General features: G+C 71.1%; 19 protein-coding genes. 10 read left to right on the top strand and 9 right to left on the bottom strand.

Going from position 1 to position 22,462, the window contains the following annotated elements; genetic code table 11:
* Positions 1-50 precede the first annotated feature (50 nt).
* Entirely contained in the window at positions 51-2,852 is a 2,802-nt protein-coding gene (gene secA / locus AB0J39_RS02215; RefSeq protein ID WP_363460900.1) for a preprotein translocase subunit SecA, read from the bottom strand.
* Between the two features lie 219 nt (positions 2,853-3,071).
* On the opposite strand from secA, the gene AB0J39_RS02210 reads away from it, so the two are divergent.
* On the top strand, positions 3,072-3,344 hold the full coding sequence (locus AB0J39_RS02210; protein WP_363460898.1) for an HGxxPAAW family protein: 273 nt from the start codon (positions 3,072-3,074) through the stop codon (positions 3,342-3,344).
* 69 nt (positions 3,345-3,413) lie between these two features.
* Positions 3,414-4,670, top strand: a complete 1,257-nt coding sequence (locus AB0J39_RS02205) for a crosslink repair DNA glycosylase YcaQ family protein (protein WP_363460896.1) — start codon at positions 3,414-3,416, stop codon at positions 4,668-4,670.
* 51 nt (positions 4,671-4,721) lie between these two features.
* Here AB0J39_RS02205 and AB0J39_RS02200 read toward each other — a convergent pair whose 3' ends face one another.
* The 6 genes from AB0J39_RS02200 to mtrA form a co-directional block, all read right to left on the bottom strand.
* Complete coding sequence (locus AB0J39_RS02200) at positions 4,722-5,426, bottom strand: response regulator transcription factor (protein WP_169982836.1); 705 nt, start codon at positions 5,424-5,426, stop codon at positions 4,722-4,724.
* Between the two features lie 161 nt (positions 5,427-5,587).
* The gene (gene raiA / locus AB0J39_RS02195) at positions 5,588-6,256 is read right to left on the bottom strand and encodes a ribosome-associated translation inhibitor RaiA (RefSeq protein ID WP_363460893.1); all 669 of its coding nucleotides are present in this window, start codon (positions 6,254-6,256) and stop codon (positions 5,588-5,590) included.
* Between the two features lie 527 nt (positions 6,257-6,783).
* Complete coding sequence (locus tag AB0J39_RS02190; RefSeq protein WP_363460891.1) at positions 6,784-7,506, bottom strand: phosphoribosyltransferase family protein; 723 nt, start codon at positions 7,504-7,506, stop codon at positions 6,784-6,786.
* Positions 7,507-7,550: 44 nt separating this feature from the next.
* Positions 7,551-9,317, bottom strand: a complete 1,767-nt coding sequence (locus AB0J39_RS02185; protein WP_363460889.1) for an LpqB family beta-propeller domain-containing protein — start codon at positions 9,315-9,317, stop codon at positions 7,551-7,553.
* Positions 9,307-11,055, bottom strand: a complete 1,749-nt coding sequence (mtrB, locus tag AB0J39_RS02180; RefSeq protein WP_363460887.1) for an MtrAB system histidine kinase MtrB — start codon at positions 11,053-11,055, stop codon at positions 9,307-9,309. Before mtrB ends, AB0J39_RS02185 begins: the two co-directional genes overlap by 11 nt.
* Positions 11,056-11,071: 16 nt before the next feature.
* Positions 11,072-11,749, bottom strand: coding sequence for an MtrAB system response regulator MtrA (mtrA, locus tag AB0J39_RS02175; protein ID WP_030509347.1), 678 nt, complete (start codon positions 11,747-11,749; stop codon positions 11,072-11,074).
* A gap of 284 nt (positions 11,750-12,033) precedes the next feature.
* On the opposite strand from mtrA, the gene AB0J39_RS02170 reads away from it, so the two are divergent.
* The 5 genes from AB0J39_RS02170 to AB0J39_RS02150 are packed head-to-tail and all read left to right on the top strand — an operon-like array spanning position 12,034 to position 17,407.
* Positions 12,034-13,347: a glycerophosphoryl diester phosphodiesterase membrane domain-containing protein gene (locus AB0J39_RS02170; protein ID WP_363460885.1), complete on the top strand. Its 1,314-nt coding sequence runs from the start codon at positions 12,034-12,036 to the stop codon at positions 13,345-13,347.
* Positions 13,344-13,982, top strand: coding sequence for a DUF4129 domain-containing protein (locus AB0J39_RS02165; protein WP_363460883.1), 639 nt, complete (start codon positions 13,344-13,346; stop codon positions 13,980-13,982). Before AB0J39_RS02170 ends, AB0J39_RS02165 begins: the two co-directional genes overlap by 4 nt.
* On the top strand, positions 13,979-15,118 hold the full coding sequence (locus AB0J39_RS02160) for a DUF4350 domain-containing protein (protein ID WP_363460881.1): 1,140 nt from the start codon (positions 13,979-13,981) through the stop codon (positions 15,116-15,118). The genes AB0J39_RS02165 and AB0J39_RS02160 overlap by 4 nt, the downstream gene beginning before the upstream one ends.
* A complete protein-coding gene (locus AB0J39_RS02155) occupies positions 15,115-16,074 on the top strand; it encodes a MoxR family ATPase (protein ID WP_363460879.1) in 960 nt (319 codons plus the stop codon). Before AB0J39_RS02160 ends, AB0J39_RS02155 begins: the two co-directional genes overlap by 4 nt.
* A 7-nt stretch (positions 16,075-16,081) precedes the next feature.
* Positions 16,082-17,407, top strand: a complete 1,326-nt coding sequence (locus AB0J39_RS02150; RefSeq protein WP_363460877.1) for a DUF58 domain-containing protein — start codon at positions 16,082-16,084, stop codon at positions 17,405-17,407.
* 15 nt (positions 17,408-17,422) lie between these two features.
* Here AB0J39_RS02150 and AB0J39_RS02145 read toward each other — a convergent pair whose 3' ends face one another.
* Positions 17,423-18,415, bottom strand: a complete 993-nt coding sequence (locus tag AB0J39_RS02145; protein ID WP_363460875.1) for a stage II sporulation protein M — start codon at positions 18,413-18,415, stop codon at positions 17,423-17,425.
* A 74-nt stretch (positions 18,416-18,489) separates the two neighbouring features.
* On the opposite strand from AB0J39_RS02145, the gene AB0J39_RS02140 reads away from it, so the two are divergent.
* The gene (locus AB0J39_RS02140; RefSeq protein ID WP_363460873.1) at positions 18,490-19,395 is read left to right on the top strand and encodes an RDD family protein; all 906 of its coding nucleotides are present in this window, start codon (positions 18,490-18,492) and stop codon (positions 19,393-19,395) included.
* A 133-nt stretch (positions 19,396-19,528) separates the two neighbouring features.
* On the opposite strand, the gene AB0J39_RS02135 is transcribed toward AB0J39_RS02140, so the two are convergent.
* Entirely contained in the window at positions 19,529-20,929 is a 1,401-nt protein-coding gene (locus AB0J39_RS02135; protein WP_363460871.1) for a hypothetical protein, read from the bottom strand.
* A gap of 174 nt (positions 20,930-21,103) precedes the next feature.
* Here AB0J39_RS02135 and AB0J39_RS02130 point away from each other — a divergent pair, with 174 nt between their 5' ends.
* Both AB0J39_RS02130 and AB0J39_RS02125 read left to right on the top strand, forming a co-directional pair.
* Positions 21,104-21,754, top strand: a complete 651-nt coding sequence (locus AB0J39_RS02130) for a DUF305 domain-containing protein (protein WP_363460869.1) — start codon at positions 21,104-21,106, stop codon at positions 21,752-21,754.
* 229 nt (positions 21,755-21,983) lie between these two features.
* Positions 21,984-22,462 (top strand): hypothetical protein (locus AB0J39_RS02125; RefSeq protein ID WP_363460867.1); only part of this gene is annotated, 479 nt, incomplete at its 3' end.

Raw genomic sequence — 22,462 nt, 5'->3', positions numbered from 1 at the left:
CGCGAAGGACCCCGCCGGGCAGGCCCGGCGGGGTCCGTTCTCAGGTCAGGTCACGCCTGCTGGTTGCGCGGGTCGCCGTGGCAGCGCTTGTACTTCTTGCCCGAGCCGCAGGGGCAGGGCGCGTTGCGCTCGGTGTCGCCGTAGGCGGCGCGCTGCTCGGGCGTCGACCGCACCCGGCTGACCTCCACGTCGCCGCTCTCGCCCGGCGCGCTGTAGACCATCTCCGTCGGCCGCGACGGCTGCCGCAGCGCCCGGGCGATGATCGAGCCGGTCTCGGAGAGCGCCGTGTCGTCCTCGGCGTTCTCCTCGACGATCGGGTTGGCCTGCACCTCGACCTCGAGGTTGAACAGGTAGCCGACCGACTCCTCCTTGATGCCGTCGAGCATCGCGGAGAACATCTCGTAGCCCTCGCGCTGGTACTCGATCAGCGGGTCCTTCTGGGCATAGGCGCGCATGCCGATGCCCTCCTGGAGGTAGTCCATCTCGTAGAGGTGCTCGCGCCACTTGCGGTCGAGCACGGAGAGGATGACCCGGCGCTCCAGCTCGCGCGTCGCCTCGGAGCCGAGCTGCTCCTCGCGGCGGTCGTAGGCCGCGAGCGCGTCCTCCTTGACCTTCTCGGCGATGAGCTCCGCCGTCAGCTCCTCCCGGTCGCCGCCGATCCGCTCGATGAGCTCGTCGACGGTGAAGGAGATCGGGTAGAGCTGGCCGAACGCCTTCCACAGCTTCTCGAGGTCCCACTCCTCGGCGAAGCCCTCCGCGGTGGCGCCCTTGACGTAGTCGTCGATGACGTCGGTGACGAAGCTGCGGACCTGCTCGTGCAGGTCGGCGCCCTCCAGCACCCGCCGCCGCTCGGCGTAGATGACCGTGCGCTGCCGGTTCATCACCTCGTCGTACTTCAGGACGTTCTTGCGGATCTCGAAGTTCTGCTGCTCGACCTGGTGCTGCGCGGAGGCGATGGCCTTGGACACCATGCCCGACTCGATCGGCACGTCGTCCGGAATGTTGAGGCGCGTCATGATCATCTCGACCCGGGCCGAGTTGAACAGCCGCATGAGGTCGTCCTCGAGCGAGAGGTAGAAGCGCGACTCGCCGGGGTCGCCCTGACGGCCGGAACGACCGCGGAGCTGGTTGTCGATGCGCCGCGACTCGTGCCGCTCGGTGCCCAGCACGTAGAGGCCGCCGGCCTCGGTGACCTCCTCGTGCTCGGCCTTGACGGCCGCCTTCGCCTTCTCCAGCGCCTCGGGCCAGGCCTTCTCGTACTCCTCCGGAGTCTCGGAGGGCGACAGGCCGCGCTGCTGAAGCTCCAGGTCGGCGCGGAACTCGGGGTTGCCGCCGAGCATGATGTCGGTGCCTCGACCGGCCATGTTGGTCGCCACGGTGACCGCGCCCTTACGGCCCGCCTCGGCGACGATCGCGGCCTCACGGGCGTGGTTCTTCGCGTTCAGCACCTCATGGGGCACGCCCTGGCGCTTGAGCATCCGCGACAGCTTCTCGGACTTCTCGACGCTGGTGGTGCCGACGAGGACCGGCTGGCCCTTCTCGTAGCGCGCCTTGATGTCCTCGACACACGCCTGGAACTTGGCGTCCTCGCTCTTGTAGACGACGTCGGGCTGGTCCTTGCGGATCATCGGCCGGTTCGTCGGGATCGGGACGACGCCCAGCTTGTAGGTCTGGTGGAACTCGTTCGCCTCGGTGGTGGCCGTACCGGTCATGCCGGCGAGCTTCTCGTAGAGGCGGAAGTAGTTCTGGAGGGTGATCGTGGCGAGAGTCTGGTTCTCGTCCTTGATCTTCACGCTTTCCTTGGCCTCGATGGCCTGGTGCATGCCCTCGTTGTAGCGGCGGCCGTGCAGGACGCGGCCGGTGAACTCGTCGACGATCAGGACCTCGCCGTCGACGACGATGTAGTCCTTGTCCTTCTTGAACAGTTCCTTGGCCTTGAGCGCGTTGTTGAGGAACTGCACGAGGTGGGTGTGCTCGGGCTTGTAGAGGTTGTCGATGCCGAGCAAGTCCTCGACCTTCTCCACGCCCGCCTCGAGGATGCCGACGGTGCGCTTCTTCTCGTCGACGACGTAGTCGCCGGTGCTCTCCTCGCCGTCCTTGCCCTCGGTGCCGCGCCGCAGCCTCGGCACGATCTTGGCGAACTCCTGGTACCACTTGCCCGACTGCTCGCCCGGGCCGGAGATGATGAGCGGAGTCCTGGCCTCGTCGATCAGGATCGAGTCGACCTCGTCCACGATGGCGAAGTTGTGGCCGCGCTGGACGCACTCCTCCTTCGACCACGCCATGTTGTCGCGGAGGTAGTCGAAGCCGAACTCGTTGTTCGTGCCGTACGTGATGTCGGCGTTGTACTGCTTGCGGCGCTCCTCCGGCGACATGTTCGCCAGGATGACGCCGACCTCCAGGCCGAGGAAGCGGTGGACGCGGCCCATGGTCTCGGCGTCGCGCTTGGCCAGGTAGTCGTTGACCGTGACGACGTGGACGCCCTTGCCGGAAATGGCGTTCAGGTACGCGGGAAGCGTACAGGTGAGCGTCTTGCCCTCACCGGTGCGCATCTCGGAGATGTTGCCCATGTGCAGGTTGGCGCCACCCATGAGCTGCACGTCGAAGTGGCGCTGCCCGAGGACTCGTCGAGCGGCCTCGCGGACGGTCGCGAACGCCTCCGGCAGCAGGTCGTCGAGAGACTCGCCCTCGGCGTGGCGCTGCTTGTACTCGTCGGTCAGTGCGCGGAGCTCGGCGTCGGACAGGCTCGTGAAGTCCTCTTCGATGGAGTTGACCTGCTCGGCGATGCGCTTGAGCTTCCGCAGAGTCTTGCCTTCGCCGGCGCGAAGGATCTTGTCGAGAATGGCTGGCACTTTTAGTAAAGCTCCTCGCAGGTCTACCCCGGCCGATCACCGGGGTGTGAGGACGAGACATACTTCCCCGCTAGCCATCGTAGGCGGTTCCAGTACCAGACACACCCACCTGCAATCGACGGAGCGCCGCGGCACAATCGCATAACTCATAGGGGGAAAACCGCGCCCAAGGATCCCCCGATGTTCCGACCACCTCTGCCATCAGGTAGAAAACGGGGTATGGCACAGAGCGGACACCAGGGCAGCCACGCGGGTAGCGCCAAATCTTGGCTCGCCGTCTCCATCATCCTCATCGGCTTCACTGTCGGGGGCGTGGCGCTGACCCTCGGCCCGAACTGGCTCTTCGTCTGGATCGGCGTGGGCATCTGCGCCGTCGGCGGGCTCCTCGCGCTCGCGTTCGACATCTTCTCGGACGTGATCGTGGACGCCCCCAGGGAGATTCCGGTCCAGGAGCACCACTCGCCGTTCGAGCACCGGTCCATCACCTCCTGAGGCCGTCCCGGATCCGGATCCGAACCACCGTAAGCGTTTTGTCGGTCACGGCGTCTAGCATCTGTGGCTGTGACCGACTTGACCGCCGATCTCACCGCTGACGAGGCCCGCAGGATCATCCTCCGGGCCCAGGGCTTCCTCGGCGCCGCGGCGCGCGGCGGCGGTGTCTCCGCCATGCTGCGGCGCGTCGGCGCCGTCCAGCTCGACACCATCTCCGTCCTCGCCCGCTCCCACGAGCTCGTCGCGTACGCGCGCCTGGGGGCGGTCGGGCGCCCCGCCGTCGAGCGGGCCTACTGGGACGACCCCGCCCGGGCCTTCGAGTACTGGTGCCACGCCGCCTGCATCCTGCCCGTCGAGCAGTGGCCGCTGTACGCCTTCCGCCGCCGGGCCTACCGGGAGCGGCGGTTCCGCTGGCACGAGGTGCCGCCCGTCGTCGACAAGGTCCTGGAGCAGGTGCGCACGGACGGCCCGCTGACGACGGCCGACATCGGCGGCGCCAAGAACGGGGGCCCGTGGTGGGACTGGTCGGACACCAAGATCGCGATTGAGTTCCTGCTCGACATCGGTGAGGTCGTCTGCACCCGCCGCGTCGGCTGGCGGCGCGTCTATGAGCTGGCCGAGCGCGCGGTCCCCGCGGACCTGCTCGCACAGGACCTGTCCGACGAGGAGTGCGTGGCCCGGCTGACCGCGATCGCCGGGCGGTCGCTCGGCGTGGCGACCAGGGCGGACCTGGTCGACTTCACCCGCGTCAAGGGCGGGCACGCCGCCATGCTCGACGAGGCGCTGCTGAGCGGCGCGGCCGGCCTCGTGCCCGTACGCGTGTCGGGCTGGCCCGCACGGCGCGGCGCGGACGCGGGCGGGCCGAACGCCTGGGCCGATCCCGCGGCGCTGGAGAGTGAGCCGCGCGGGCGGCACCGCACCACGCCGCTGTCGCCGTTCGACTCGCTCATCTGGGAGCGGGCGCGGGCGGAGCGGGTGTTCGACCTCAACCACCGCCTGGAGGCGTACGTCCCGAAGGACAAGCGGGTGCACGGCTACTTCGCGATGCCGGTGCTCGCGGGCGGGCGGATCATCGGCCGGGTCGACCCGGCCCGCGATGGCGCCACGCTGGTCGCCCGGCAGGTCGGCTTCGAGCCGGGCGGCGGCCGCACGAGGGCCGCGGAGGCGATGAGCGACGCCCTGTGGGAGGCCGCGAGCTGGGTCGGCTGCACCGACGTGCGGGTGGAGCGGGTCACCGCCCCGGACCTGGAGGCCCCGTTGCGCGCCGCCGTGGCCCGTGGTCCCGAGGGGGCGCCGCCGGCCAAGCCGTCGCCAAGTGCCCCCTGAGGACCTGTTCCGACAGTGGGCGCATAACGACAGACGACGCGGTCACCCCGCTCAGGTGATCTCCAGCAGCCGCTCGCGCACGGCGTAGACCACGGCTTCCATGCGCGAGTGGAGCTGGAGCTTCTCCAGGATGTTGCGGACGTGGTTCTTCACCGTGTTCTCGGAGATGAACAGGTCCTTGGCGATCTCGCGGTTGTTCATGCCCTTCGCCACGAGGCGCAGGACCTCCATCTCCCGGTCGGTCAGGCGGGGAACCGGGAGCTGGGGCGGCCGCTCGGCCTCCTTGCGGCTCATGTTCGCGAACTCGCTGATCAACTTGGCCGCCATGGCGGGGTTGATGAGCGACTGACCCTCGTGGACGCCGCGCACGGCGTCGGGCACCTCGTCGATCTGGACGTCCTTGAGCAGGTATCCGGTGGCACCCGCCTTGATCGCCTCGAAGAGGTCCTCCTCCTCGTCGCTGACCGTCAGCATGATGATCCGGGTGCTCGGCACCGACTCCTTGATCTTCCGGGTCGCCCCGATGCCGTCCAGCCTCGGCATGCGGACGTCCATCAGGACCACGTCAGGCATCAACCGGTCCGCGAGCTCGACGGCCTCCTGGCCGTCGTTCGCCTCGCCTACCACCTCGATGTCCGCCTCCGCGGCCAGCGCGAGCTCCAGACTGCGGCGGATCAGCGCGTGATCGTCCACGATCAGCACACGGATCGGCTCGCTTCGACCGGCTGCTCGGGCCGCCTCGTCGGGTCGGGTCACGGAACCTCCTTGCGGGGGCCAAGGACGCTGGATCGCCATCATTACACGGGTGCCAGGGTGGTTAGGGATCTTGTCGCGCCCGTCCGTCCCTCTCCGCCCGGTTTCTGCCCGGATGTGCGGAGCCCCGGCCCAGATGTCCGGGCCGGGGCGCCTCGCGGAAGCTAGCTCTCGACGAGCCTGAGGACTCCGTAGTCATAGCCACGCCGGCGGTAGACGACGCTCGGCTGGCCCCCTTCCTTGTCCCGGAAGAGATAGAAGTCGTGACCCACCAGCTCCATCTCCAGGAGCGCCTGGTCGATCGTCATGGGGTCGGCCTTGTGGAACTTCTCGCGTACGATCAGCGGTCCTTCGCCGTCCATCTCGATGGGCACGATGGGCTCGGACGTCGCGCCCCGCTCCGCGGCGATCTCCGCCGGGATCTCCGCGACCGGCGTCGGCTCCGGTTCCTCCCGGAGGGTCTGGATCTCCCCCTGGACGTCCGCCACCGCGGTGTACGAGGCGACCGAGCGAGGATAGTTCTTCCCATGGTGGATCTTGCGGCGGTCGGCGAGGCGCCTCAGCCGCTCCTCCAGCTTGCCGATGGCGATGTCCAGCGCCGAGAACCGGTCGTCCGCACAGGCCTCGGCGCGAATGGCGGGGCCCCGCGAGTGGATCGTCAACTCCACCCGTTCACGTTGCCCGCTCTGCCGGTGATTGGGCTCTTTCGAGACCTCAACGTCGATCTGGATGAGCTTGTTGTTGAGCTTCTGGATCCTGGCCAGCTTGGACGTCACTTGATCGCGGAACCGGTCACCTACAGTGGTGTGCCGTCCCTTGACGATGATTTCCACGCAAAGCCCCCCTTCGCACATCGACGGTGGTGCACGCGCTCCTTGGACACCCGTCCGGCCGACCTGGTCTTCGTCCCCACATCCGCCTGCTGAGAGATTCGCAGCTCACTCGCCACTACTACCCTTCTCCTCTGACGGGGGACATCTGGACCCCCGGGAGGGCAGGACTTACCTCTAAGCCGCACCGTGATCGGTCGACCAAGAGTCGCCTTACGTGGGCCGTTTCGCCTGCGGCTGGCATCGGCTAGCCAGGCCGGACTCCGCGATGGAGTCGGCCCGGCGCAACCACGGACCCGAACGGGTGCCATGTCTGAACGCTAGTCGCTACCGCCTCGAATGTCAGCCAGGAGATCGGCTAAACGATCACTTTGCGTGATCCCGGTTGCCGTCTCGCCGATGGAAAATTCGCGGTCATGTTCTGGGAATCCCCGCCAGCGCGGCATTCACACCTGCGCTGAGCAGGTAAGTCACCGCAAATCCGGCATAGAGCAGCACCGCCGCGGGACACCCTCGGCTTGCATCAGTCTTTACTGTCGGTGATATTCACCAATCCGGCGTCTCCGGCGTGTCGCGGCGATCGTCACCGCCACGGCCGGCTCCGTGCCCGTGGCGCGCAGCGCCCTGGCCGCCTCCGCCAGCGTCGTTCCGGTCGTCACGACGTCGTCCACCAGGACCACGGCGACGGCCCCCGGACGGCGGCCGGAGGGCCGCAGCCGCGCCGCCGCGCCCGGCGCGACCTCGAAGGCGCCCGACAGGTTGACGGCCCGCTCCGCCGATCCCAGCCCCGCCTGGTCGGCCACGCGCCGGCCCTGACGGAGCAGGGGCGCGAGGGCGGCGGGGCGGCCCCGGCGGCCCAGCTCCCGGGCCGCCGCCGCGGCGAGGCTCCGCACAGGATCGTGCCCGCGGCGGCGGGAGGCGGCCCTGGCGCTCGGAACCGGCACCAGCCACAGCTCGCGGTCCGCTTCCCCGTCCGCCGCCCACGCGGCCACACAGGCGCTCACCGAGGCGGCCAGGACCGGCACCAGGGCCGTACGGCCACGTTCCTTGTGCGCGAGGATCATCCGGCGGGCCGCTCCGTCGTAGACGGTGGCCGACCAGCAGTCCGGCAGGCCCGCGGGCGGCGGATCCGGCGGCCGGGGAGCGGGCTCCCGCAGCAACCCGGCCGTGCAGGACGGGCAGGCCATGGCGCCCGGCGCGCCGCATCCGGCGCAGCGGGGCGGAAGGATCAGGTCGAGCAGGGCCGCCGGCACGCGCCCAGCATGCCGCCCGCCACCGACAATCCGCTCCGGGCGGCTCAGCCGAGGGGGTAGACGGGGTTGGTGGCGCCGTTGTAGGCGCGCGGGGTCCAGGCGTGCTTGTCCATGCTGTAGGTGAGCACCTGGCCGTCGTCGGCCGCCGCGAGGACGTGGTCGGGGGCGGCGGCGACCGATTTGACCTTCGAGTCGAGCTTGATGGGCCCGTCACCCGGGACGACGCCCTCCATCACCGACCACGTGACCAGTTCCTGGCCGCTCCTGCCCTCCGACAGCACGAGCAGGTCGGCGGCGTCCTGCCACGCGATGTCCTTGATCTTCTGCGCGTCGCGCGGCTCGATGAGCGTCCGTATGGACTCGATCCGGGTCTGCTGGCCGTTGCGGACGATCGTGCCGATCTTCACGGAGGTGCCGAGGCCGTCGTCGAGGATCGCGGCGACGCGGGCGCCGTCCCGGGAGACCCGCAGCTTGACGATGCGCCCGTACGACAGCTCCTCGTTGACGTCCACCCGGCGGGCCCGGCCGTTCTCGGCCACCCAGACCCGGCTCTCGTGCGGGTTGACCCTCTCTGCCGACCAGACGGCCCCGTACCGGTCCCAGGAGGGCGGGCTCATGTCCCCGCCCGCGATCCACCGCTGCCACTGGCTGCCCGGTGTCATCGGGGCGGCGTAGACGCCGTCGCCGTTGACCAGGGCGGCCACGAGGGGCGGGAAGTCGCCGGGGTCGGAGACGGCCGGCTGGGAGAACTTCCCGGCCTGCTCGCCGGCCGCGCCGGGCACCGGCGTGCCGTCGCCCTTCTCCTTGAACTGCAGCAGCCTGCCGCCCTGCATGTAGTACGCCTGCACCGAGCCGGTCAGCACGCTCGGGTCGTAGCGGGCGTAGTCGGCGGGCCGGAAGCGCAGCCCCGAACCGCCGTTCGCGCGGATCTCGACGGTCCGGCCGGTCACCAGCTCGCCGAGCGTCCAGACGAGCTGGGCCTTCAGCGCGTCGAGACGGTCGGAGGGCACCGACTCCAGCTCCGCGGAGAAGTCGATCACGACCGTGTCGCCCTCGACCGTGATGCGGTTGAGCTGCGTTCCCGGCGGGAACGCGCTGCTCACCGCGTTCCTGATGGACGAGGTCGGTCCGGCGAGCAGGCGGCGGACCAGCGTCTCCGGCACCCCCCGGCTGGGCTCGACGGGCGCCCACACGCGGTCGGCCACGAGGCCGACCTCCCCGGTGGCCGGCGGATAGTACAGGTCCACCTTCCGGTACGCGCGCCACAGGTCGTCGTACGACAGCAGGCGGGAGTCGGGCGGCACGTCGATCCGCCACTCGCCGTTCTGCTTGACCAGCGTGAACGGCTCGACGAAGTTGCCGGCGGCCGGGGTGGACCTGCCCTCCTCGTCGATCGTGGCGACCGCCGTGCCCTTCATCGTCACCGTCGTCCGGCTCACCTCCTGGAGGTTCTGCGCGCGGTCCGACTCGATCTTGCCCTCGTAGATCCGGGTCTGCCGCCACGGGTTCCAGACCTTGGCCGCGCCGGGGGTGAGGTACTCCCTGGCGACGCTCAGATTCCGGTCGTCGAAGGCCGCCATGGCCGCCTGGAAGCCCTTGACGATGTCCTCGGGCAGGGCGCCCTTCTTCGGTCGTGTGGCGATCAGCCGCACGTACGGCTGGCTGAGCGTGTCCTTGCCGTGGTCCTCCTGGGCCGGGCGGGGGCTGCCGCTCGTGGGCACGGTGGCGCACCCCGCACCGCCGGTGACCAGGACGAGCGCCGCACCGGCGACAGCGGTGAGACGGCGGGCGCCGAGCCGCTCACTCCGCATCGAAGGCCCCCGCCTCCGCGTTCTCCCGCGCCCGCGGCGCCGCCTCCGGCGCGACGCCGGCGGCCGGGGTCAGGACCGGCGTGGCGTGGCCGCGCCACGTGCGCCGCATCTCGACCTCCGGCGGCACGAGCGGGAGCGGCGACCCGCGCAGCGGGGCGCCCGCGACGCGCGGCAGCGACAGGCGGAACTGGCTGCCCTCCCCCGGAGCGCCCCACGCCTGGAGCCAGCCGCCGTGCAGCATGGCGTCCTCCCGCGAGATCGCCAGGCCGAGCCCGGTGCCGCCGATGGTCCGGGCGCGGGAGGGGTCGGCCCGCCAGAAGCGGTCGAACACCATCGTCTCCTCACCCGGCTTCAGGCCGACCCCGTGGTCGCGTACGGCCACGGCCACGGCGTCGCGGTCGGCGCCGAGCGTGACGACGATGTCCTTGCCCTCGCCGTGCTCGATGGCGTTGAAGAGCAGGTTGCGCAGGATGCGCTCGACCCTGCGGCTGTCCACCTCGGCCATGCAGGGCTCGTTGGGCAGGCGCAGCTCGAACCGGGTGGCCTGCCGCTCGGCGAGCGTCTCGGAGTCGCCCACCGCGCGCAGCACCACGTCGCGCATGTCGACGGGATCCAGGTCGAGAGTGGCCGCGCCCGCGTCGTACCGGCTGATCTCCAGCAGGTCGGCGAGCATCGACTCGAAGCGTTCGAGCTGGTTCTGCATCAGTTCGGCGGCCCGGGCGGAGGCCGGATCGAAGTCGTCGCGGCCCTCGTACAGCAGGTCGGCGGCCATGCGGACGGTCGTCAGCGGCGTGCGCAGCTCGTGGGAGACGTCGGAGACGAACTGCCGCTGCACCTGCGAGAGCTCCTCCAGCTGGTGGATCTTCAGCGCGAGATTGGACGCCATCTCGTTGAACGAGGTCGCCAGCCGGGCGAGGTCGTCCTCCCCGCGCACCTTGAGCCGCTCCTCGAGACGGCCGGCGGCGAGCCGTTCCGCCGCCTGGCGCGCGAGCCGTACGGGCGTGACCACCTGCCGCGTGACCAGGGAGGCGACACCGGCGAGCAGCAGCACGAGCGCGGCTCCCGCGCCGAAGACCATCTGCTGCACCGTGAGCAGCGTCTTCTCCTCGTCGCCGAGCGGGAAGACGTGGTAGATCTCGTAGGTCCCGTTGACGCGGGCGCCGACCACCATGCCGCTCTCGGGCTGCTTGGCGCCGATGTAGCGGATCGTCGTGAACGCCTTCCAGAGCGACTGCTCCTCGCTGCCCTGCACCTTCTCCCGCAGGGAGACCGGGATGCTCGACCAGTCGACCTGGCCGGACGCCCGGCCCTCGCCGACCGAGCCCTCGTTGAAGACGACGACGTCGTAGCGGCCGCCGGAGCGGTCCGTCAGGGCCTTGGCCGCCGCGTCGACGGGGTTGACCGTCTGCCCCTGGGCCGTGGCGTCCTGGGCGTTGTCGGTCACGTCCGCCGGTTGGGTGAGGTAGCCGCTCGCGGTCGCGACGTTCGCCCGGGATTCCTCGACCGCCGCCACCTCGCTGGAGGTCAGCACCGAGGCGCTGATCGACTGGTACAGGAAGACGCCGAGGACGGCCACGACGGCCATCGACAGCACGAGTGTGCTGGTGACCACGCGAAGCTGGAGCGAGCGGCGCCAGGCGCGCCGCAGCCGGCCCGCGAGGCGGCGCGTGCGTCTGCGGACCCCACGGGCGATCTGGCCCGGGGTCCTGCGACGGGGTTTCCTCGCGGGGACCGGCATGACGGTGACGACCGGCTCAGGCCGGTCCGGCCTTGTAACCCACGCCCCGGACCGTGACGACGATCTCGGGGTGCTCGGGGTCCTTCTCGATCTTCGCGCGCAGGCGCTGGACGTGCACGTTCACGAGACGGGTGTCGGCGGCGTGCCGGTAGCCCCAGACCTGCTCCAGCAGCACCTCGCGGGTGAAGACCTGGCGGGGCTTGCGGGCCAGCGCGACCAGCAGGTCGAACTCGAGCGGCGTGAGGTTGATGGTCTCCTCGCCGCGCTTGACCGAGTGGCCGGCCACGTCGATGGTGATGTCGCCGATCTGCAGGATCTCGGGGGTCGGCTCGTCGGTGCGGCGCAGGCGGGCGCGCACGCGGGCGACGAGCTCCTTGGGCTTGAACGGCTTGACGATGTAGTCGTCCGCGCCGGACTCCAGGCCGAGCACGACGTCGATGGTGTCGCTCTTGGCCGTGAGCATCACGATCGGGACACCGGACTCCGCGCGGATGCGGCGGCAGACGTCGATGCCGTCGGCGCCGGGGAGCATCAGGTCGAGCAGGACGAGGTCCGGCCGGGTGTCCCTGAAGGCGTCGAGCGCCTTGTCGCCATCGGACACGAACGACGGCTCAAAACCCTCCCCGCGCAAGACGATGCCGAGCATCTCGGCGAGAGCGGCGTCGTCGTCGACGACCAGCACGCGTCCTTTCATGGCCCCTCATTCGTACGCGTATGGGAGATTTGGGCGTTTGTCACAGGTTCCCCCGCAGGCTACCGGTGGCCGCCACTTGGGTGTTACACGACCATGACAGAGGTTGGAGTTTAGGCGCAGCAAACGTAGCGCGCGATTATCTGACCAGATGCGGTCACACCGGCGGGAATCCCGTGGTGCGGTCACGTTCCAAGTGTGCTCCCGCACCCCCTGTTTCGGCCATCCCCCAGAGAGCCTCGCGTACGGTCGCGCGGCAGGCCCGTACATCATGCCAGGATTGGGACATGACAGACGGCCCCGGCTCCTCCACCCCCGACGTGCCCTCCGGCTGGGCGGCCGAGCAGCCTCCCCCGTACGGCGGGGCCGCCGGGTCCTGGGCCTCACCCGGCGCACCGGGAGGTCCCGCCGATCCTCCGCCCCCCGTTCCGCCGCAGCAGGGATCGTATCCGTCCGCCCCCCATGCGCCCGCGCCCTATGCGCCCGCTCCGGGCGGGCCGTACGGATACCGGCCGCCGGACGCGCCGCGGCCGGGCATCATCCCGCTGCGGCCGCTGGCGCTCGGCGACATCCTCGACGGCACGATCAAGCTGATCCGCTCGAACCCCAAGGCCACCCTCGGCCTGTCGGCGATCGTGGCGGCGATCACCGCGATCCCGACCGCCATCGGGCAGGCCTTCTCCGTCGGTTCGCTCGGCGAGCTCATGGACGACCCGTACGCCGCCGACGCGGTGAGCGGACCGTTCGCCGGAGGGGTCTCGCAACTCGTCGGCGGGATCATCGGCTACGTCATGACGTTCGTGGGCACGACGGTCCTCACCGGCGTCCTCACCCGGGTGCTCGGCCGCGCGGTGTTCGGCGGGCGCATCACGGTGGGCGAGGCGTGGCGGCTCGCGCGGTCGCGCGTGCCCGCGCTGTTCGGGCTGGTGCTGCTGCAGGCGCTCATCCTCCTGCTGCCGCTGCTCGCGCTCGTCGCGGTTTTCGTGAGCCTGGCCGCGGCCGGCGCGTTCGACGGCACGGTGCGCACCACCGCCGGGGTCGGGGTCCTCGTCGGCCTGCTGTTCTTCCTGGCCTACGTCCCGTACCTGCTGTTCTTCTACACGCGCATGTCGCTGGCGGCCCCCGCGGTCGTGCTGGAGGGCCGCGGGGTCACCGACGCCATGAGCCGCTCGTGGCGTCTGGTGAAGGGCGACAGCTGGCGGGTGCTCGGCATCCTGCTGCTCACCTCCCTGCTCGCGGGCGTCATCAGCGGCGTGCTGGCGGTGCCGTTCACGTTCGGCGGCACGCTCGTCGGGATACTCAGCGGCGGCACGGCGGCCGGGACCGTCTTCGCGGCGATCCTCCTGACGGTCGGCCAGGTCCTCGCCGCCATGATCACTTATCCCTTCTCGGCGGGCGTGGCCGGGCTGCTGTACGCCGACCGGCGGATGCGGGCCGAGGCGTTCGACCTCGTGCTGCAGACGGCGGCGGCGCGCAACCAGTCGCAGGGCTGGGTCCACGCGGGGATCGACGACCTGTGGCACCCGGGCTACGGCGCCGAGCCGGGCTCCGCGCCCCACCAGGGGGCTCCGCCGTACGGGCCGTACGGCCCGCAGGCGTGACGGCCGTGCGGGCCACCGCACTGCTCGCCTCGCCCGTCGACACCGGCCGCGACGAGGCCGCGCGGGAGGCGGCGCGCGAGCTGTCAGGGGCGGGCTACCAGCACGAGCCGCTGTTCGACCGGCTGTGGCGGGAGATCTCGCAGTTCTTCGGCGACCTGCTGAGCGGCGGCGGCACCGGCGAAGGCGGCGTCGTGTCACTCGTCCTCCTCGCCGTCCTCCTCGCCGTCCTGGCCGTGCTGCTCCTGTGGGCCCTGCGCCGCTTCTCCGGCGGCCGGCGTACGGAGAGCGGAGCGGTGTTCGGACAGCGCGAGCGGACGGCCGCCGAGCATCGCGCCGAGGCCGAACGCCTGGCGGCCGAGGGCGGCTGGGCCGGCGCCATCCAGGAGCGGCTGCGCGCCATCGCCCGCGAACTGGAGGAACGCGCCGTCGTCAGCCCGATGCCGGGCCGGACCGCCGATGAGCTGGCCGAGGTCGCCGGGCAGGCCCTGCCGCCCCACGCGGCCGACCTGCGCGCGGCGGCACACCTGTTCGACGACGTGACCTACGGCGGGGCGGGCGGCACCCGGGAGGGTTACCTGACGCTCACCGCGCTGGACGAACGCCTGCGGTCGGCCCGCACGGGTGCGGCCGCATGACCGTCAGGACGCCGGGACGCGCACGGCAGACGGCCTGGGTCACGCTGCTGGCGGCGCTCGTGCTGGCCGCGGCGGCGCTGCCCGTACTGCTCGCAGGGGGACCGTCCGGGGGCCGCGCCCTCGATCCCGGCGACACCTCGCTGCAGGGCGGAGCCGCCCTCGCCCGGCTGCTGGCGGCGCACGGGGTGGAAGTGGTGCGGGCGGAGACCCCCGACGAGGCGGTGGCCGCCGCCGGGCCGCAGACCCTGCTGCTGGTCACGGAGGCGAGCCTCCTGGACCGCGACGCCGCCGGCCGCATCGCCGAGGCGCCCGGCGACCGGCTCCTGGCGGGCTTCGTGCCGTACCTCCGCGTGCTCGCCCCCGGCGTACGCAGGCAAGGCGAGGCGCGCACCCGGTCCCGGGCCCCGGAATGCGCGCTGCGGGAGGCGGTGCGGGCCGGCAACGCCTACACCGGCGGCGTGTCCCTCACCGGGCCGCCGGGGGCCACGGGCTGCTATCCGGCCGGCGACGGGCACGCCCTGGTCCGTTACACCGCGGACGGGCACACGGTGACCGTGCTGGGCGACGCGTCGTTCCTGACCAACCTGCGTCTCGCGGAGGACGGCAACGCGGCGCTCGCGCTGAACCTGGCGGGTGCGCGGACGAAGCTCGTCTGGCTCACCGCGCCGGACGAGTCCGCCGAGACCGGCGGCGGGACGGACGAGGAGGCCCGATCGCTCGGCGACCTCATCCCCGCCGGTGTGAAGTGGGCGGTCATCCAGCTCGTCGTCGCGGTGGCCGTGGCCGCCCTGTGGCGGGGACGCAGGCTCGGGCCCGTCGTGGTCGAGCGCCTGCCCGTGGTCGTGCGGGCGGCGGAGACCGTGGAGGGCCGCGGACGCCTCTACCGGGCCCGCCGGGCCAGAGACCGGGCCGCTCTCGCGCTGCGGGCCGCCGCGGCCGACCGGCTCGCCCCCCGCCTCGGACTGCCCCGCACCGCCACCCCGGAGGAGGTCGCCGTCGCGGCGGCCGCCCGTACCGGCCGGGACCCGCAGCCGGTGCTGACGCTGCTGTGCGGCCCGCCGCCCGGGGACGACACCGCGCTGGTGGCCCTCGCCGCTCACCTGGACACACTCGAAAGGCAGGTACGAGACTCTTGACCATTCCTGAATCGGACGCCGCGCGCGACGCGCTCGCGGCGCTGCGGGCGGAGGTGGCCAAGGCGGTCGTGGGCCAGGACCCGATCGTCACCGGCCTGGTCATCGCGCTGCTGTGCCGGGGTCACGTGCTGCTGGAGGGCGTGCCCGGCGTGGCCAAGACCCTGCTCGTACGCACGCTGTCGGCCACGCTCGCACTGGACTTCAAGCGGGTGCAGTTCACCCCCGACCTCATGCCGGGCGACGTCACGGGGTCGCTGGTCTACGACGCGCGGACGGCGGAGTTCGAGTTCCGCGAGGGGCCCGTCTTCACCAACCTGCTGCTCGCCGACGAGGTCAACCGCACCCCGCCGAAGACCCAGGCCGCCCTGCTCGAGGCCATGGAGGAACGGCAGGTCAGCGTCGAGGGCCAGGCCCGCGCGCTGCCCGATCCGTTCATCGTGGTGGCGACGCAGAACCCCGTCGAGTACGAGGGCACCTACCAGCTTCCCGAGGCGCAGCTCGACCGGTTCCAGCTCAAGCTGACCGTGCCGCTGCCGCCGCGCGAGCAGGAGATCGCCGTGCTGGAGCGGCACGCGCTCGGCTTCGACCCGCGCGACCTGTCGGAGATCAAGCCGGTGGCGTCCGCGGCCGACCTCGAGGCGGGACGCCGGGCGGTCGCCCAGGTCCACGTGGGAGCCGAGGTGCTCGGCTACATCGTGGACGTCGCCCGGGCCACCCGGCAGTCGCCCTCGCTGCAGCTCGGCGTCTCCCCCCGGGGGGCCACCGCGCTGCTGGCCGCCGCCCGCGCGTGGGCCTGGCTGTCGGGCCGGTCGTACGTGACGCCGGACGACGTGAAGGCCCTGGCGCGGCCCGCCCTGCGGCACCGGGTGGGGCTACGCCCGGAGGCCGAGCTGGAGGGCGCCACGCCCGACGGCATCCTGGAGGGCATCCTGGCCGCCGTCCCCGTTCCCCGGTGAGGGCCGCGTGGCGCTGACCGGACGCGCGGGACTGCTCGCCGCCCTCGCCGCGATCGTCGTGCTCCTCGCCCCCGAGCCCGGCCTGGTCGTACCGGCCGCGCTGCTCGTGCTCGCCGCGCTCGTGGCGGCCGACCTGCTGCTCGCGGGGGCCGTGCGCGGGCTGCGGTTCGAACGCGACGGCGAACGGCGGGTGCGGCTCGGGCAGTCGGCGGCGATCGGCCTGATCGTGGACAACCCCGGCCGGCGGCGGGTCCGGGGCGTCCTGCGCGACGCCTGGCAGCCCTCGGCCGGGGCCGCTCCGCGCCGGGCGGCGCTCGACGTGCCGCCCCGCGAGCGACGGCGCCTGGTCACGACGTTGACGCCCACCCGCAGGGGCGACCGGGAGGCCGTCGCCGTGACGGTCCGCTCGGCCGGGCCCCTCGGCCTGGCGGCCCGGCAGCGCACGTTCCACGTGCCGTGGACGGTCCGCGTGCTGCCGCCGTTCCTCAGCCGCAGGCATCTGCCCGCACGGCTGGCCCGGCTGCGCGAGCTCGACGGGCGGCATCCCGCGCTGGTGCGCGGCCAGGGCACCGAGTTCGACTCGCTGCGCGAATACGTGGTCGGCGACGACGTCCGCTCGATCGACTGGCGGGCGAGCGCCCGGCGCAGCGACGTCGTCGTACGGACCTGGCGGCCCGAACGCGACCGCCGCGTGCTGATCGTGCTCGACACGGGCCGCACCTCGGCGGGCCGGGTCGGGGTGGCGCCGGTGCCCGGCTCCGGCCCTTCCGGGTGGCCCCGGCTGGACTGGTCGATGGACGCGGCGCTGCTGCTGGCCGCCCTCGCCTCCCGGGCCGGCGACCGCGTCGACTTCCTCGCCTACGACCGTGCCGTACGGGCCCAGGTGTCCGGCGCGTCGCGGACCGAGATGCTGTCGTCGCTGGTGAACGTTATGGCGCCGATCGAGGCGGAGCTCGTCGAGGCCGACGCGGCCGGGATGGTGGCGGCCGTGCTGTCGAGGGCGAGGCGGCGCTGCCTGGTGGTGCTGCTGACCGACCTGAACGCGGCGGCCATGCAGGAGGGCCTGCTGCCCGTGCTGCCCAGTCTGTCGTCCCGGCACATGGTCCTGGTGGCCTCCGTCGCCGATCCGCGGGTGGCGGACATGGCGGCCGGGCGGGGCACCGCCGAGGCGGTCTACGACGCCGCCGCGGCCGAGCGGCTGCGCGGCGAGCGTCGCGAGATCACCGCCGTGCTGCGCCGTCACGGTGTGGAGGTCGTGGACGCCCTGCCGGAGGACGTCGCCCCCGCGCTGGCCGACACGTATCTCGCGCTCAAGGCCGCCGGCCGGCTCTGAGTCGCACGCGGCGATTCAGGCGGTCGGGGCGAGGTCGGGGGCGTGCTCGATGTCCCCCGTCTCGTTCGCGCGTTCCGCACGGCGGCCGAAGACGATCACGTACGCCAGGAAGAGCGCCTCCGCGAGCGCGCCGATCGAGATGCGCGCCCAGGTCGGCAGGCCCGACGGCGTGACCCCCGCCTCGATGAGCCCGGACACGAGCAGCACCACGACCAGCCCCAGCGCGACGCTCATCACGGCCCTGCCCTGCTCGGCCAGCGCCTCCGCGCGACGCCTCGGGCCGGGATCGATGACGGTCCAGCCCAGCCGCATCCCGGCGCCCGCCGCCAGGAAGACCGCGGTCAGCTCCAGCATGCCGTGCGGCAGGATCAGCCCCCAGAACACGTCCGCCTTGCCATTCGAGTGCATCAGGCCGCCCAGGAGCCCCACGTTGGCGGCGTTCTGCCACAGGATCCAGGGAATGGGCAGGCCGAGCAGGATCGCCGAGACCACGACCTGCATGGACACCCAGGCGTTGTTCAGCCACACGTGACCGGCGAACGACGCGGCGGGATTCTCCGAGTAGTAGTCGGCGAAGTCGTGTTCGACGATCTGACGGATCTCCTCGGGTGTGCCGACGAGGTTCTGCACCGTGGGATCGCCCGCCACCCACACGCCCACGACGTACGCGACCGCGAGTGAGGCGACGGTGGCGCCGATCCACCACCGGCGTGCCCGGTAGGCCACCACGGGGAACGACACCGTGAAGAACCGGGCCACCTCCCGCCAGGCCGGGCTGTGGGCGCCGGTGACCGCCGAGCGCGCCCTCGCCACCAGCGACGACAGGCGACCGACGAGGAGGGCGTCGGCCGACCCCGAGCGCACGATGGACAGGTGGGTCGCCGCCCTCTGGTAGAGCTCGACCAGCTCGTCGACCTCCGCGCCGCGCAGCGTGCGCTGCCGCCGTACGAGGTCGTCCAACCGGTCCCAGGACGGCTTGCTCGCGGCGACGAACGCATCGATGTCCACAGATCGGACCCTATCGGCGCGAGCCGCGAGGCATGGCAATCGAAGGCAGTATCGAAGGCAGTAGGGTGCGCAGTGTGTCCGAAGTCGTGACCGGCGAGGCGGTCGTCGTCGAGGTTCGCATCGCCCAGCTCTCCAGCCGCGCCCTGGCCTTCCTCATCGACTGGGTCGTCCAGTGGGCGGCGATGATCACGGCGTTCGTGCTGGTCACGCAGGCGTCCCTGGTGACCGACCAGTCGCTGGCCACCGGTCTGCTCATCCTGTTCATCGTGCTGGTCACCGTGGGCTACCCGGTCGCGTTCGAGACGATCAGCAGGGGCCGCTCGCTGGGCAAGCTCGCCCTCGGCCTGCGCGTGGTGAGCGACGACGGCGGGCCGGAGCGCTTCCGGCAGGCGTTGTTCCGCGGGCTCGCCGGGTTCCTGGAGTTCTGGACGTTCTCCGGCGCCCCCGCGCTCATCACCTCGCTCGTCAACCAGCGCGGCAAGCGCCTCGGGGACCTGTTCGCCGGGACGACCGTCATCGGGGAGCGGACGCCGCGCCAGGCCCCGCCGCCGGAGATGCCCCCGCCGCTCGCGTCGTGGGCCGCGACGCTGGAGCTGTCCGGGCTGTCCGACGATCTGGCCAACACCGCGCGGCAGTACCTGTCCCGGTGGCACCAGCTCAGCCCGGGCATGCGGGAGGAGATAGGACTGCGCGTGGCCGGCCAGGTCAGCGCGCAGGTGGCGCCGCCGCCCCCGCCGGGTGTCCCGCCGTACGCCTACCTGGCCGCCGTGCTGGCCGAACGCAGGCGCCGCGAGGAGATCCGGCTCGCCCGGGCCCGTTCCGCTTCCCCGCCGTACGGCCCGCAGGGATACGGCGTTCATCAGGGGCAACACGGGATTCAGGGCTCCGCCGACCACGCGCCGCCGCCCCCGCCGCGGGAGGCGGGACCGCCGCGCGGAGAGGCTCCGCCGACATCGGGAGGATTTGTTCCGCCAATTTAGGTGTAGAGCCCGATTTGCGGGGCACCTGTGGTCATTGCAGGTCATGGGGCATACCTGCAGTGGGGTTGAGGCGGGCATCGCCGGTGCGTTGAGGGAGAGGCCGCACCGGAGGTGCCCGCCTCCGCGTCTGCGGCTAGTGCCTGCCGTGCTCGCGGTACGAGCCCTGGCTCTGCACGTTGAGGATGTCCATCTTCACGCTCCTGGCCTGGTTCGTACGCGGGTCGTCGATCCGCAGGACGTCGAATCCGGTGTTGAAGTCGCTGCCGTAGATGTAGCCGTTGTAGTAGTAGGCCGACCAGAAGCCGCCGCTCAGCGGCTCCGACCACGGGCCGCGCTCGAAGTAGCCGATCTCCTGCGGATGCGCCGAGTCGGTGAAGTCCCAGATCGAGACGCCGCCCTGGTACCACGCCTGCACCATGATGTCGCGGCCCTTCACCGGGATCAGGGAGCCGTTGTGCGCGACGCAGTTCTCGGTGTCGTCCTGGTAGCGCCCGATTTTGAAGTAGCTCTTGAAGACCAGCTTGTTGCCGCGGGTGATGTCGTAGACGGCGTCGGCGCCGCGGTTCGGGCCGATCGCCTCATTGCAGGTGGCCGCGCTGCCGCCGCCGAGCTCGTCGGTGAAGACCACCTTGGTGCCCTCGTTGTTGAACGTCGCCGAGTGCCAGAAGGCGAAGTTCTCGTCGTCGCGGACGACGTCGAGGACCTTGGGGTGCTCGGGGTCGCGGATGTCCATCAGGATGCCGTCACCCATACAGGCTCCGGCCGCGATGCCCTTCTCCGGGTAGGCGGTGATGTCGTGGCAGCCGGTCGTCGCGAATGTGCCGTCGGGGTAGGACTGCCCGTCGCCCGGGTTGCCGCCGTCCGGGAACAGCACCGGCGTCGCCACGACCGAGGCGGCGGTGGGGTTCTCGATCGGGACCTTGATGATGGAGATCAGGTCGTGCGGCGGCGTGCAGTCGGGGAAGGCCGCCGACGGGCCGTAGGAGGAGACGTAGATGTAGACGTTCTTGCCCCTCTTGTCCGGCACGAGGGTGTGCGTGTGGGACCCGCAGTTCGTCTCCACCGACTTGATGTACTTCGGGTTCGACTTGTCGCCGACGTCGAAGATTCGGACGCCCTCCCACGACTCCTTGACCGACGCCGCCTGGCTCGTGCTGGAGCACGAGTCGTTGTCGCGGGATGAGTCGACGGACCCGAACAGCAGATCGCCGTACACGGACATGTCCATCTGGGAGCCGGGGCAGACCACCGAGCTCACCACCGCCGGCCGCTTCGGATTCCTGATGTCGAAGATCGTGAACCCGCCGTAGTTGCCGACATAGGCGTAGTCGCCCTGGAAGGCCATGTCGGTGTTGATGGTGCCGGCCAGGGCGGCCGGGGTCGGCACGTTCGCGACGTGCGTGACGTTCGGGCTCATCGCGATCTCGCCGGGGGCCAGGACGTCGGCGGCCTGTGCGGGGCCGCCGGCAAGAGCCAGGACGACCGCCGCTCCCGCCACGGCCAGCAGCCGGCTGCTGCGGCGTAAGGTGAACAACTCGCTGTCCTCCTCATAAAAGAGGGAGATAAATGAACGCATCGTCGCCTTTGACAGCGCATTCCGCCAGCTGTCAATCTGTCAATAAAACTGCCATATATCGCCCTTTGACCTGATGCGAGTGCGGGGTTAGCGTCGTGATCATCTCCACACGCTCCGTGACGAGGAGGCGGCGTGCGGGTCGCACGAGTTAGCAGGGTGCGGGTGGCGCTGACCCTTGTCACCGGTGCCGCCCTTCTCCTGGGCGGCTGCTCCCAGGACGTACGCGCGAGCGGGCCGGCGTCGACCGCCCCCGTGATCGCACCCGGCCGGCCCGGGGAGGAGGCCAGGACCCTCAGCCCCGCCGAGGCGGCCACCGCGGTCCCCTCCCCCTCGATCAACGCGGCCGACGTCCGGTACGTCCAGGACATGATCGTCCACCACCGGCAGGCGCTGGACATGGCGGGCCTGGCACCCACGCGGGCCTCGTCCGCCAAGCTGAAGGCGTTCGCGGCCCGCATCCACGACGTACAGGGGCCGGAGATCCGGGCCATGACCTCCTGGCTGGACCGGGAGCGCCTCCCCCGGCCCGACCACCACGCGAGCCATGAAAACATGCCGGGCATGGCCACCCCGGAGCAGATGAAGGCGCTCAGGGCGGCCCACGGCACCGGGTTCGACAGCCTGTTCCTCCAACTGATGATCACTCACCACGAGGGCGCGATCGCGATGGCGACGCGGGCGCTCACCGGCGGTTCGCATCTCACCGTCGAACAGTGGGCCACCGATGTGATCGCCGAGCAGACCGCCGAGATCCGGCGCATGCGTGCGATACAGGACGCCTGAATCTCCTGCGCTTCCCCCGCGCCGGTAATCGACCCAGTACGCCGTCTGCGAGAGTCGAGGGCGACACCGAAACCCGGATTTAGCGGAGATATAAGCAGTTATATCCGTAACGACTATTTCTCTCCGTTCCTGTGACCCCAGGAAATCGTCCGGCGAGCTTGCCTCCCGCTTCCGAGGCATGAAACGATTCATACAAGTTTTCGAATCGGCGAACGGGGGTGGGCTGGAGATGTCGAAATTCCACCCTGATCGCTATGACCGTTCGAACGTCCCCCATGACGACTGGTGGGATCGGCTGACAGCCGGTTCGCCATTGTGGTCGTCCGACGGTTCGCTCGCCCGCGACGACTGCCGCCCTGAATATTTCTCGATCGCGAGCGATGAAGCCGCATTCGCCGACAATGCGCATAGCGATTGCGGAGCCACCGATGCCGGCGCCCCGAATGCGGCTACCGGTGCTGCTCGAGACCGGTCGTCGTGGGTGCTGGTGGGTTCTGTTCGTGAGTCGGCGCAGGCGTTGGCGTTGGCGCCGGTTCCGGACGATGTGGACATCTGCCTGGCCGAGGCCGAGGAGTTGTTGTTCGCCCGGGATCGGATCACCTCGGCGTTGGCGGATCGAGTCGGGCGGGTGCATCGGGCGGGGCAGGCCAAGCAGCATGGGCATGCCTCCACGCGCAGCTGGCTGCGCACCACGGGCGGGATGACGGT

It is taken from the genome of Microbispora sp. NPDC049633, assembly GCF_040675265.1.
In the GTDB taxonomy this organism is placed as follows: Bacteria; Actinomycetota; Actinomycetes; order Streptosporangiales; family Streptosporangiaceae; genus Microbispora; species Microbispora maris.
This window is presented reverse-complemented; position numbering and strand designations above follow the sequence as displayed.

What these genes read in the sequence shown, in the direction of transcription:
- AB0J39_RS02185 (WP_363460889.1), bottom strand. Translation starts at nt 9,317, where the DNA reads ATGCGGAGTGAGCGGCTCGGCGCCCGCCGTCTCACCGCTGTCGCCGGT.
- AB0J39_RS02210 (WP_363460898.1), top strand. Translation starts at nt 3,072, where the DNA reads ATGGCACAGAGCGGACACCAGGGCAGCCACGCGGGTAGCGCCAAATCT.
- mtrA (WP_030509347.1), bottom strand. Translation starts at nt 11,749, where the DNA reads ATGAAAGGACGCGTGCTGGTCGTCGACGACGACGCCGCTCTCGCCGAG.
- AB0J39_RS02160 (WP_363460881.1), top strand. Translation starts at nt 13,979, where the DNA reads ATGACCGTCAGGACGCCGGGACGCGCACGGCAGACGGCCTGGGTCACG.
- AB0J39_RS02170 (WP_363460885.1), top strand. Translation starts at nt 12,034, where the DNA reads ATGACAGACGGCCCCGGCTCCTCCACCCCCGACGTGCCCTCCGGCTGG.
- mtrB (WP_363460887.1), bottom strand. Translation starts at nt 11,055, where the DNA reads ATGCCGGTCCCCGCGAGGAAACCCCGTCGCAGGACCCCGGGCCAGATC.